9 protein-coding genes are annotated in these 11,444 nt (G+C 74.9%); 4 read left to right on the top strand and 5 right to left on the bottom strand.

Annotated elements, in window-relative coordinates; all coding sequences use genetic code 11:
* Positions 1-21: 21 nt before the first annotated feature.
* A complete protein-coding gene (locus ACI79Y_RS15215) occupies positions 22-717 on the bottom strand; it encodes an SDR family NAD(P)-dependent oxidoreductase (protein WP_457159287.1) in 696 nt (231 codons plus the stop codon).
* A 102-nt stretch (positions 718-819) separates the two neighbouring features.
* Here ACI79Y_RS15215 and ACI79Y_RS15220 point away from each other — a divergent pair, with 102 nt between their 5' ends.
* Complete coding sequence (locus ACI79Y_RS15220; protein WP_457159288.1) at positions 820-1,653, top strand: helix-turn-helix transcriptional regulator; 834 nt, start codon at positions 820-822, stop codon at positions 1,651-1,653.
* A gap of 3 nt (positions 1,654-1,656) precedes the next feature.
* On the opposite strand, the gene ACI79Y_RS15225 is transcribed toward ACI79Y_RS15220, so the two are convergent.
* A complete protein-coding gene (locus tag ACI79Y_RS15225) occupies positions 1,657-3,126 on the bottom strand; it encodes an MDR family MFS transporter (RefSeq protein ID WP_457159289.1) in 1,470 nt (489 codons plus the stop codon).
* 101 nt (positions 3,127-3,227) lie between these two features.
* On the opposite strand from ACI79Y_RS15225, the gene ACI79Y_RS15230 reads away from it, so the two are divergent.
* Complete coding sequence (locus tag ACI79Y_RS15230) at positions 3,228-4,313, top strand: NAD(P)/FAD-dependent oxidoreductase (RefSeq protein WP_457159290.1); 1,086 nt, start codon at positions 3,228-3,230, stop codon at positions 4,311-4,313.
* 6 nt (positions 4,314-4,319) lie between these two features.
* On the opposite strand, the gene ACI79Y_RS15235 is transcribed toward ACI79Y_RS15230, so the two are convergent.
* Together ACI79Y_RS15235 and ACI79Y_RS15240 are read right to left on the bottom strand one after the other, a co-directional pair.
* Entirely contained in the window at positions 4,320-4,733 is a 414-nt protein-coding gene (locus ACI79Y_RS15235) for a hypothetical protein (protein ID WP_457159291.1), read from the bottom strand.
* Between the two features lie 71 nt (positions 4,734-4,804).
* On the bottom strand, positions 4,805-6,151 hold the full coding sequence (locus tag ACI79Y_RS15240) for a reverse transcriptase family protein (RefSeq protein ID WP_457159292.1): 1,347 nt from the start codon (positions 6,149-6,151) through the stop codon (positions 4,805-4,807).
* 270 nt (positions 6,152-6,421) lie between these two features.
* Here ACI79Y_RS15240 and ACI79Y_RS15245 point away from each other — a divergent pair, with 270 nt between their 5' ends.
* Positions 6,422-7,378 (top strand): DMT family transporter, encoded by a 957-nt coding sequence (locus ACI79Y_RS15245; RefSeq protein ID WP_457159293.1) that lies wholly within the window; start codon positions 6,422-6,424, stop codon positions 7,376-7,378.
* Here ACI79Y_RS15245 and ACI79Y_RS15250 read toward each other — a convergent pair.
* Positions 7,368-9,476 carry a SpoIIE family protein phosphatase gene (locus tag ACI79Y_RS15250; RefSeq protein ID WP_457159294.1) on the bottom strand — a complete coding sequence of 703 codons (2,109 nt, stop codon included), beginning with the start codon at positions 9,474-9,476 and terminating at the stop codon, positions 7,368-7,370. The two genes, ACI79Y_RS15245 and ACI79Y_RS15250, sit on opposite strands and share 11 nt — an antisense overlap.
* A 199-nt stretch (positions 9,477-9,675) precedes the next feature.
* On the opposite strand from ACI79Y_RS15250, the gene ACI79Y_RS15255 reads away from it, so the two are divergent.
* Positions 9,676-11,319: an APC family permease gene (locus ACI79Y_RS15255; protein WP_457159295.1), complete on the top strand. Its 1,644-nt coding sequence runs from the start codon at positions 9,676-9,678 to the stop codon at positions 11,317-11,319.
* The last annotated feature ends 125 nt before the right edge of the window (positions 11,320-11,444 follow it).

An 11,444-nucleotide genomic window follows, 5' to 3' on the forward strand; every position in this document is an offset into this window, starting at 1 on the left:
GGGCGCCGTGGCCGGGCCGGGTCACCAGTCGACGGCGCCGTGCCGGTCGGTGAGGGTGCCGGTCGGGCCGTCGGCCCCGATCGTCGCCATCGCGACGATCGCGTCGGTGCCCTCGGTGACCGTCTGCGGGCCGGAGTGGCCGTTGAAGTCGGTGGCCGTGTAGCCCGGGTCCACGGTGTTGATCCGCAGCTCCGGGAGGAACTGGGCGTACACGGCGGTGAGCATGTTGACCGCTGCCTTGCTCGCCGAGTAGCCGAGCGAGGGGACCGAGTGCTCGATCCGGGACTCGTCGGCGCGCGCGGCGAACGAGCCCAGGCCGCTGGACACGTTCACGATCACCGGCGCCGGCGACTCCCGCAGCAACGGCAGGAAGGCGTGCGTCGTCCGGACGATCCCTCCGGTGTTGGTGTCCAGCACCGCCATCAGGTCCGGGCCGGTGTAGTCGGCCACCGGGCCGATCGGTCCGGCGATGCCCGCGTTGTTCACCAGCACGTCCAGCCCGCCGAAGCGCTCCCGCACCGCGGCCGCCGCGGCCGTCACCGACTCGTCGGAGGTCACGTCCAGCTGCACCCACTCGACCCCCAGCTCCTCCGCGGCGCGGGACCCGCGCTCGGGGTCGCGGGCGCCGATCACCACCCGGTGCCCGTACCCCTTCAGCCGCCGGGCCGTCTCGTGGCCCAGGCTCTTGTTCCCACCGGTGATCACTGTCGTCGTCATGCCGACGACGGTGCCCCCGTCCGGGCCACGCCGGATGGTCACGTTCGACCGTGGGAACGGCAGTACCACCCATCTCGCCGGCGGGGGGTCGATCATGGGTGCATGACCGACCGAGGGGAACTGGCCACGCTGCTGCGCGCGTGGCGGGAGCGCCTGCAACCGGCCGCCGTCGGCTTCCCGGCCGGGCAGCGCCGCACCGCTGGCCTCCGCCGCGAGGAGGTCGCCCTGCTGGCCGGCCTGTCGGTCGACTACCTCGTTCGGCTGGAGCAGGGGCGCGCCGAGCGGCCGTCGGCGCAGGTCGTCGCGTCGCTCGCCCGGGTACTGCAGGTCGGCGACTGCGAGCGTGACCAGCTGTACCTCGCCGCCGGGCTGCCCGCGCCGGCCGCGAGCGCCGTGCCGACGCACATCCCCGGCAGCGTGCAGCGGCTGATCGCCCGCCTGCCGGACGTCGCCGTCAGCGTCTGGACCGCGCACTGGACGCTGCTCACGCTCAACGCCGCCTCGGAGGCGTTGCTCGGTCGCGTCCAGCCGGGGGGGAACCTGATCGCCGCGCAGTTCGCCGGCCGGACCCCGCAGGTCGTGTGGACCCCCGCCGAGGAGGAACGGCACGAGCGCGCCCTCGTCTCCGACCTGCGCACTGCCGTGATCCGGTACCCCGACGACGTGTCGGTGCGGGCGCTGCTGACCGAGCTGCACGGCAACGACCGGTTCGCGCGGATGTGGGCCGAGGGCACGGTCGTGGAGCACCGGTCGAAGAGCAAGACCTTCGCCCACCCGGCCGTGGGGCCGGTGACGCTCGACTGCGACATCCTCACCGCGAACTGCACCGACCTGCGCATCGTCACCTACACCGCCGAGCCGGGCACCGAGGACGCGTCCCGGTTCGACCTGATCCGCACCCTCGGGGTGGCCGGGCTCAGCAGGGCGCCGGCCTGACCGTCACGCGGCGGCGGTGGGCCCGGCTGGCGCCGGCTCGGCCGGGGTGGGCTCGGTGGAGCGCTCCTCCCGGGGCATGAGCGCGACGGCCACCAGCAGCAGCACGGCCATGCCCGCCGTCGCGACGAAGACCCCGTGGACGGCGCCGGTGAGCGCGTCCGGGCCGACCTCCGCCGACTCCAGCGACGCGGTGCCCAGCGTCCCGTTCACCACGGCGCCGAAGGCGGCGACGCCGAGCGCGCTGCCCATCGAACGGAAGAACATGTTGGTGCCGGTGACCACGCCGCGCTGCTGCCAGCCGACCGCCGACTGCGCCGCGATCAGCGTCGGTGCCGCGGTGAGCCCCATGCCCAGCCCGATCACGAAGCACGTCGCGCCCACCTGGACGACGCTGGAGGAGGCGTCCAGGAGCAGCAGCAGGGCGGCGCCGGCCACCACCACGGCGGAGCCGAGCAGCGCGGTCGCCCGGATGCCGATGCGCAGGTACAGCCGGCCGGACAGCGAGGCGGAGATCGGCCACCCGATGGTCAGCGCCGCGAGCGCGAACCCGGCCACCAGCGGGCCGGTGCCCAGCGCCTCCTGCACGTAGGTGGGCACGTAGGTGGTCAGCCCGAGCAGCACCGCGCCGACGGCGGCGGACACCAGGCTCGTGGTCAGGATCAGCCGGTGCCGGAACAGCGCCAGCGGGACGACGGGGTCGGCAGCCCGCCGCTCGATCAGGACGAAGGTGACGAGCAGGACGACGCCGGCGGCGAGGACGGTGATGCTCTGCGGCGAGGCCCACGCCCACGCCTGGCCGCCCTCCAGCAGCCCCAGCACCAGCAGGGTGAGGCCCACGGTGAGCACGCCGGCCCCGGCGTAGTCGATCCGCGGCCGGCTGCGGGTGACCGTCTCGGTGAGCCGTCGGCCGATCATGGCCGCGGCGAGCAGGCAGAACGGGACGTTGACGAAGAAGATCCACCGCCAGCTGACGTACTCGGAGAAGACCCCGCCCAGCGTCGGCCCGACGACCGAGCTGATCGCCCACACGCTGGCGATGTAGCCCTGCACCTTGGCCCGCTCGGCCAGCGAGTACAGGTCGCCGACGATCGTCATCGCCATCGGCTGGACCGCCCCGGCCCCCAGGCCCTGCAGGGCCCGGAAGGCGATCAGCGAGCCCATGCTCCAGGCGAACCCGCAGAGCACCGAGCCGAGCAGGAACAGCCCGATGCCGACGAGCATCACCGGCTTGCGGCCGAACAGGTCGGCCAGCTTGCCGTAGATCGGCACCGTGACCGCCTGGGCCAGCAGGTAGATCGAGAACAGCCACGGGAACTCGGCGAACCCGCCGACGTCGTCCACGATCGAGGGGACGGCGGTGGCGATGATCGTCGAGTCGATCGCCACCAGCGCCGTCGCCAGCATGACGCCGATGAGCACCGGCCCGCGCTCGGAGCGGAAGCCGACCCCCGCGGTCGCCGTCGTCGTGGTCACGCTGCTCCTCGTTCCTGGGTGGCCCGCCGTTGCATGGCAGGTGGTGAGAGCAACCAACGACCCCCGCCGGGCATGCCGGGCGTGGGTGGGAGCCTGGCCACATGGGTCCGCGGATGCAGGTGGTCGTCGTCGGTGGGGGCGCGCTGGGGGTGCCGGCCGCGGCGCAGTTGGCCGGCCGGGGTGCCCGGGTGACGCTGTTGACGGACGGCGAGCTGGCCGGCGGCGCGTCGGGGCGGTCGCTGTCCTGGCTGAACTCCGCCGGCTCGTTCCCCGCCGACTACCACCGGTTGCGGATGGCCGGGCTGGCGCGCTACCGCGCCCTCGACGTCCCGTGGGTGCGCTTCGACGGCGGCATCCGCTGGGGCGACGGCGTCCGGGAGTCCTACGAGCACCAGCGGGCGATCGGCTACCCGGCCGAGTGGCTGACGCCGGCCGAGGTCGCCGACCGCACCCCGGGCCTGGACGTCGCCGCGCTGCCGGACGACGGCGTCGTGCTCAACCCCGGCGAGGGCTGGGTCGACCTGCCCTCGCTCGTCGCCCACCTGGCCCGCGAGCTGGTCGCCGCCGGGGGAGAGGTGCGCACCTCCGCCGGCCGCTGCCAGCCCGTCGTCGAGGGTGGCCGCGTCACCGGCGTGCGCACCGGCGCCGGCGACGTCGTCGGGGCCGACGCGGTCCTGCTCGCCACCGGGGCGGAGGTGCCCGCGGCGCTCGCCGAGCTGGGTGTGGTGGTCCCGGACGCCACCTCGAACGCCCTGCTGGTGCGCACCCCACCGGTCGACCACGCCCTCCGGGCCGTGCTCAACACCCCGCGGGTTGCCCTTCGTCCTGCGCCCGGCGGGTCGCTGGTGATGGACGCCGCCTGGTCGGAGGAGGAGGTGGTCCGCCGGGACGACGGCACCTTCGAGGTCCGCGACTCCACCGTCCAGGACCTGCTCGCCGAGGCATCCCGGCTGCTGGCCGGCCATCCCGCGCTGACCGTGGAGGCGATCGGCGTGGGCCGCAAGCCGATCCCCGGGGACGGCCGTCCCGTGCTCGGTGCGGTGCCCGGGGTGGCCGGGCTGCACGTCGCGTTCACGCACAGCGGCGCGACGCTCGCACTGATCGCGGGCGAGCTGCTCGCCGACGAGATCGTCAGTGGCGAGCCGAGCCCGCTGCTGGCGGCCTTCCGCGCCGAGCGGTTCGCCTGAGCGGCGCTAGGACTCCTCGACCACCACCCCGGGTGAGCCGGCGACGATCTCGCGCTCCACGGCGGCGAAGCCGTACCGGACCGGCACCATGAGCGGCCGCCCCGTCCGGAGCTCGATCACCGCGAGCTCGTTGGAGAGCCGGCTGCGCCGGATGCGGGCGACGTCCAGCAGGGAGACGGCACCTGCGCGCAGCGGTGTCGCCCACTGCAGCTGGGCGCCGGCGACCTCCAGCTCGACGCAGGCACGGACCAGGAACCAGTAGGCGTTCCAGCCCAGGGCGCCCAGCCACAGCAGCAGGAACGGCAGCGGCGGCCCCTCGCCCTGCGCGGTCGCGATGATCATCCCCACCGCGACGACGCCGAAGACGGCGAACAGGAGCGGGATCAGCCACCGCGCGGCCCGGAACGGTCGGTAGCTCACGCGCAGCTCGTCTCGTCGATCACCCGTCAAGAGTGCCCCGGCGTCAAGGACGGCACCTGCCAGGGGCCGGGTCAGCCTCCCGGTGGCGTGCTCCAGTCGATCCGTTCGGCCAGCCGGCGCGCCCGCGCGCCGAACGCCGGGTCGATCGACGCCGCCCAGGCCACCCGGCCCAGCACGTGGTCGCGGAACGTCGCCGGGTCCCGGTCGCGCACCTGGGACCGCCAGCCGTGCACCGCGCAGTTGTGCAGCAGTGCCCGCAGCGCGTCCCGCTCCGGCCGCGGCAGCGTCGGGTGCACGTTCACCACGGCACCCAGCACCGACTGCCGCCCCGCCGACGTCGTCGACCGGGTCTTCGCCGCGTTCAGCCGGAACCCCTCCTCGGCCACCACCTCACCGACCAGCGCCTCGAACCGCCCCCGGTCCAGCCCGCGGTCGCCGCTGAACGTCAGGTCGTCGACGTACCGCGTGTACTCCGCGCCGAACGACGCGGCCAGCCCCGCCAGCCGCCGGTCCAGCCGGAACGCCACCAGGTTCGCCAGCGCCGGCGACGTCGGCGCCCCCTGCGGCAGGTGCGGCACCGCCAGCCGCCGGCCGATCCGGAAGTGCCGGTCGACGTCGGCCGGCACGGGCACCGCCGCCCACACCGACCGCGGCACGACCGTCGTCACCAGCCCGGTCACCGCGTGCGCCACCGGCTCCGGCAGCCCGCCGACCGTGCGCAGCAGCGCGTGCACCCGTTCCGCCGTGATGCTCGGGAAGAACGCCTCCAGGTCCAGCTGCAGCACCACCGCCGCCCCCGCGTGCGGCGCCACCGCCGTCCGCACCGACCGCCCCGGCACGCAGCCGTGTGCCGCCCCGTGCACCGGGAGCGGGCCCACCACGTGCCGCAGCAGCCGCCGCTGCGCCTCCTTCAACCGCGGCTTCGGCGCGGCCAGCAGGCGGGTCCGGTCCGGCGCGGAGAGCGCTGTCCACCGGTAGTGCCGCAGCGGCTCCCGCACCGTGCGCTCCAGGCGGTGCGCGTCGGCGAACCAGGCCAGCTCGCCGGCGTCCAGGTCCAGCAGCCGGGCCAGCGCCGCCAGGTCCGGCAGCTCCGTCACCCCGTGCCGGCGGAACGCGACGTCGGTGGTCGTCGGCTGCCAGTGCACCACCCGCGGCTGCGGGAGCACCGTCCAGCCGCGCCGCCAGCCCTCCGTCGTCCGGACGAACGCGGCGAGCTCCCGCGGCCGGTCCACCGGGGCGTCCCGGTAGGCCGCCAGCACCTCACCCACCAGCGTGCCCACCCAGCGCGGCGCCCGCGGCAACCCGAGCGCGACCGCCGTCCGCCGGACCATCTCCCGCCGCCGCCAGCGACCACCCAGCAGCGCCACGGCGATGCCGGAGGCGGTGGTCGCCGCCCGCCGCCCGGTCGGCGCCGTCACCGGTCGGGTGCGCGACGGGGCGGCCAGCCAGCCCCTGATCGAGGCGTCAGCAGGTGCGCGGAGCGCACGGCCGGGCGGGTGACGAGATGCTGAGCAAGAACACGACCCCCGGGGTTGCCCCGGGGTGACCGGTCGACGCCGGTCGTCCTGCCCGCCCCGTCGCACACCCGGCCCACCGTAACGGTCCGAGGCTGTGACGGAAGTGCCTGCTGAGCCGCGATCCCGGCCGCCATCCGGCCGGGTCGGCGATCGTGTGGTGGACTCGCCGACGTGACCGCGGCCATCGTCCTGGCGCTGCTGTCGGCGTGTGCCTTCGCCACCTCCACCGTGGTGCAGCACCGGTGCGCGACGTCGGCGGGTGAGTCCCTGCCCGACGGTGCCGTGCTCCGGCTGGTCGGCCGGTTGGTCCGGCACCGCGGCTGGCTCCTCGGTCAGCTCGCCGCCCTCGTCGGCTTCCTGCTGCACGCCGCCGCACTGACGTTCGGCCCGGTGGTCATCGTCCAGCCGCTGCTGTCCGGCGGGCTGGTGCTCTCCCTGGCCCTCGGTGCGCTGATCGACCGGCGCCACCCCGGCCGCACCCTGCCCGACCGGGCACAGTGGCTCGCAGCCGCGCTGGTGGTCGTCGCGCTCGCCGTCTTCGTCGTCTCCGCCCGGCCGGACCACGGGTCGCGGTTCGCCGACCCGCCCCCGCTGCTCGCCTGCCTCGGCGCCGGTGCGGCGATCATGGTGCTCGCCGCCCTGTGGGCCCTGCGCCCGTCGTCACCGCACAAGGCGCTCGCCCTCGGCATCGCCGCCGGGTTCGGCTTCGGCATGACCGGGCTGCTGCTCAAGGACGTCGTCGCGCACCCGCCCGCCGAGCTGCTGACCTCCTGGACCACGTACGTGCTGGTGGCCAGCGGCGCCGCGTCGATCGTCTTCGCCCAGTGGGCGTACCAGTCCGGCGCGCTGATCGAGATGCTCCCGGCGATGGCGGTGCTCGAGCCGCTGGTCGCCGTCGGCCTGGCCACCCTGGTCTACGACGAGCGCCTGCAGCCGGGCCTGCTCGCCACCGCCGGCCAGGTGTTCGGCGTCGTCGCCCTGGTCGTCGGGGTGGCGGTGCTGGCCCGGCGGTCGGCGGCCCAGGAGGAGTCGGAGGTGCCGCTCGCGCTGCCGCCGCCGGCGTCCTTCGCCGTCCCGCACTCCATCGAGCAGCACGAGCACACGCCGGGCCGGGGCGTCAGCCGCTGATCGGCGTCGCGGGATCGTCCGGCAACCCCTCGGGCACCCGGTTGGGGCCCGCCTCGGAGGGCCGCGGCCGGTCCTGCGGGTGCAGCCGCACGGCGACCAGCGCGACGTCGTCGTCCGGCTTGCCCTCGACCAGCCGCTCGATCAGCTCGTCGCACAGCTCCTGCAGCGGCCGGCCGGCGAGCTCGGCGAGCGCGGTGCGCAGCCGGTCCAGGCCGGTGTCCAGGTCGGCGTCGCGGCGCTCGACGAGCCCGTCGGTGTAGAGCAGCACGGTCGCGCCCCGGTCCAGGGTGACGACCGAGTCGGTGCGCACCGCCCGGGGGTCGACGCCCAGCAGCAGGTCGGCCTTCCAGTCGGCGAGCACCGCCACGCTGCCGTCGGGGTGGAGCGCCAGCGGCGGCAGGTGCCCGGCGTTGGCCCAGATCATCCGGGTCACCCCGCGTTCGCGCTCGTCGTCGGTCTGCTCGAACCGGGCGACGGCGGCGGTGGCGATGGTGTCCAGCTGCAGCACCGCCATCGCCGCGTCCAGCCCGCGCAGCACCTCGGCCGGGGGCGCGTCGCTGTAGACGGCGATGCCACGCAGCAGGCTGCGCACCTGGCTCATCGCGGCGGCGGCCGCGGTGTCGTGGCCGACGACGTCGCCGATGACCAGCATCGTCGACCCGTTGGGCTGCAGGAACGCGTCGTACCAGTCGCCGCCGACCCGGGCGGCCTCGGCGGCGGGGAGGTAGCGCACCACGATCTCGGCGTGGTCGGGCTCGGGCGGGTCGGTGAGCAGGCTGCGCTGCAGGCCCTCGGCCATCTGCTGCTGCTGGCTGAACAGCCGTGCGTTGTCCAGCGCCAGGCCGGCCCGGTCGGCGACGTCCTGGGCGACGGCGACGTCCTCGTCGGTGGGCTCGTGCCCGTCGGCGTAGAAGAGGGTGAGCAGGCCGAGCGTGCGGCCGCGGGCGCGCAGGGGGAGGGCCACCTCGCTGCCCGGAGCCAGCACCGTGATCAGCTCCCGGGCGGGGCCGATCGGCAGCAGCTGGGCCACGTCCTCACCGCGGAAGGAGACCGCCTGGTCGGAGTACAGCGCCCGCGCCACGGGTGCGGTCACGGGCATCGCGTCCAGCCGGACGTCGGCGTAGCGCTCCAGCAGGGCGCGGCTGGCCGGGTTCACGTGCCAGCTGCCGACGTCGCGGGGCTGCCCGTCGTCGTCGATCACCGTGACGATGCAGAAGTCCGCCAGCGCCGGGACGACGATCCGCGGCAGCCGCGCCGTCGCCGCCTGCACGTCCAGGGTGCCGGCCAGCTCGGCGCTCACCTGGGCGAGCAGGGCCAGCCGCCGGGCGGTGCGCTCGGCGCGGTCCTGGGCCTCCCGTCGCTCGGTGACCTCCAGGAAGTAGACCGACAGCCCCTCGGGGGTCGGCCAGGCGCGCAGCTCGTACCAGCCGTTGAGCGGTGCCGGGTAGTGCGCGTCGAAGGCGATCGGCTTCCCCGTGGTCACCGCCTCGTGGAACCGTTCCTCGAACAGGCTGTTGACCGCAGCCGGGAAGGCCTCCCACACGACCCGGCCGAGCAGTTCCTCACGGGAGTGCTGCAGCAGGCGCTCGGCCTCGGCGTTGACGTGGGTGAACCGCCACTCGGGGTCCAGCGAGTAGAAACCGGCCGGCATCGCCTCCAGCACCCGGGTCACCCGGGCCTCGCCGTCGAGGGCGGCGGTGACGTCGGAGGCCACGCCGATGAGCCGGGCGGCAGTGCCGTCGGCACCGGGCAGCGCCTTGCCCCGGGCGGAGACCCAGCGTGATCCCGCCCCCGGCACGACGATGCGGTAGACCGCGTCGAACTCACCGCACTCGGCGATCGCCGTCTGCAGCGCCTCGGTCACCCGGGGCAGGTGGTCGGGGTGCACCCGGGCGTTGAACGCCTCGATCGTCTGCTCGAAGGTGGCGGCGTCGTAGCCGAACAGCTCGATCAGCCGCTCGTCCCAGACCAGGCGCTTGCTGGTCAGGTCCCAGTCGAACGTGCCGATGTCGGCCGCGGCGATCGCCAGTTGGGCGCGCAGCTGCGCGGCCTCCTGGTCGGCGCCCGACGCCCCGCCGACTCCGGTCGGCTCAGTCACAGTCACCATCCACGTCGATGCCCCGGCGCGCGCCGAAGAGTCACGGCTCGCTGTTGAGCACCCGACACGGAGTTATGTCACGCGCGACCGGCGGACGCAACCACCCGGACGCAGATCACGTCCGTCCGCGCCGACCCGGGTGCCTCCTGGGCGCGGTGCTGTGCGATAACCGTGGCATGCAACCGATGGCGACCCCGGCGTGAGCACCTCGTCCCCGGCGGGTGGGCAGGTCGCGCCGCCGCGGGTCGAGGGGCAGGCGGTCGACAAGGGGCTCAAGCGCGGCGCGCTGGGCCTGGCGTCCTCCATCGTGCTGGGTGTCTCCTCGACCGCGCCGGCCTACGCGCTGGCGGCGACCCTGGGCTTCGTCGTCATCGCCGTCGGGGTGAAGGCGCCGGCGATCATGCTGCTGGCGTTCGTGCCGATGTGGCTGATCGCGGTCGCCTACTCCGAGCTCAACAAGCGGGAGCCCGACTGCGGCACCACCTTCACCTGGGCGGCGCGGGCCTTCGGTCCGCGCACCGGGTGGATGGGCGGCTGGGGGATCATCGCCGCCGACGTCATCGTGATGGCCAACCTGGCCCAGATCGCCGGCTCCTACGGCTACCGCCTGCTCGGGCTCGACGGGCTGGCCGAGAGCGCGCTGTGGACGACGGTGGCCGGGGTCGGCTGGATCGCCCTGATGACCTGGATCTGCTACCGCGGGATCGAGCCGACCGCGCGGCTGCAGAAGGTGCTGCTGGCCATCGAGGTCGTCGTCCTGGTCGCCTTCGCCGGCTACGCGCTGGTCAAGGTCTACGGCGGCGGCGCCCCCGCGGGGTCGCTGACGCCCTCGCTGTCGTGGCTGTGGCCGTCGGGGGTGAGCTGGCCGGCGCTGACCGAGGCCGCGCTGCTGGCGATCTTCATCTACTGGGGCTGGGACTCCGCGCTGGCGGTGAACGAGGAGACCGCCGACCCGACCCGCTCCCCGGGACGGGCGGCGATCATCTCCACGGTGCTGCTGGTGGGCATCTACGTCGTGGTCTCGGTGGCCACCGTCGCCTTCGCCGGCGTCGGCTCCGAGGGCATCGGGCTGGGCAACGAGGCCAACGCCGAGGACGTCTTCGCCGCCCTCGGCGCGACGGTCTTCGGCGACGACCTCGCCGGCCGGGCGTTCGAGGCGCTGCTGATCATCTCGGTGCTCAGCTCGGCCGCCGCCTGCACGCAGACGACGATCCTGCCCACCGCCCGCGGGACGCTGTCCATGGCCGCCTACGGCGCGCTGCCCCGGTCCTTCGCCCGGATCCACCCGCGGTACCTGACGCCCACGGTGTCGACGATCTGGATGGGCGTCGTCTCGATCGCCTTCTACGTCGGGCTCACCCTGGTCAGCGAGAACGTGCTGATCGACTCGATCACCGCGACCGGCATGCTCATCGCCTTCTACTACGGGCTGACCGGCTTCGCCGCCGCCTGGGGGTTCCGCCGTTCGCTGCGGTCGGCGCGCGACGTGCTCATGCGCGTCGTGCTGCCGCTGCTCGGCGGGCTGTTCATGCTGCTGGTCTTCGTGCTCGCCTGCGTCGAGTACGCCGACCCCGACTACGGCTACACGGTGATCGGTGGGGTGGGCGGCGTCTTCGTCGTCGGCGTCGGCTCGCTGGTGCTCGGCCTGGTGCTGATGGCCGTCTGGAACCTCGTCGCCCCGGCGTTCTTCCGCGGCCAGACGATGGCCCGGGGCACCGGCGACCTGCTGCTCGAGCCGGCCGTCCCGACCCTCGCGCTGCCGGACAGCTCCGAGGCGACCGTGGTCGCCCCGGACCTGTCCAACCTGCCGCCGGGCCGGGAGCCCTTCGACCCGCGCGCCTGAGCTCGCGCCGGCTCGGGGGGGGGGGGGGGGGGGGGGGGGGGGGGGGGGGGGGGGGGGGGGGGGGGGGGGGGGGGGGGGGGGGGGGGGGGGGGGGGGGGGGGGGGGGGGGGGCGGGGGGGGGGGGG

The organism is Modestobacter sp. SYSU DS0875, assembly GCF_054050915.1.

Coding starts and splice junctions, on each gene's coding strand:
- ACI79Y_RS15220 (WP_457159288.1), top strand. CDS start 820: ATGACCGACCGAGGGGAACTGGCCACGCTGCTGCGCGCGTGGCGGGAG.
- ACI79Y_RS15215 (WP_457159287.1), bottom strand. CDS start 717: ATGACGACGACAGTGATCACCGGTGGGAACAAGAGCCTGGGCCACGAG.
- ACI79Y_RS15230 (WP_457159290.1), top strand. CDS start 3,228: ATGGGTCCGCGGATGCAGGTGGTCGTCGTCGGTGGGGGCGCGCTGGGG.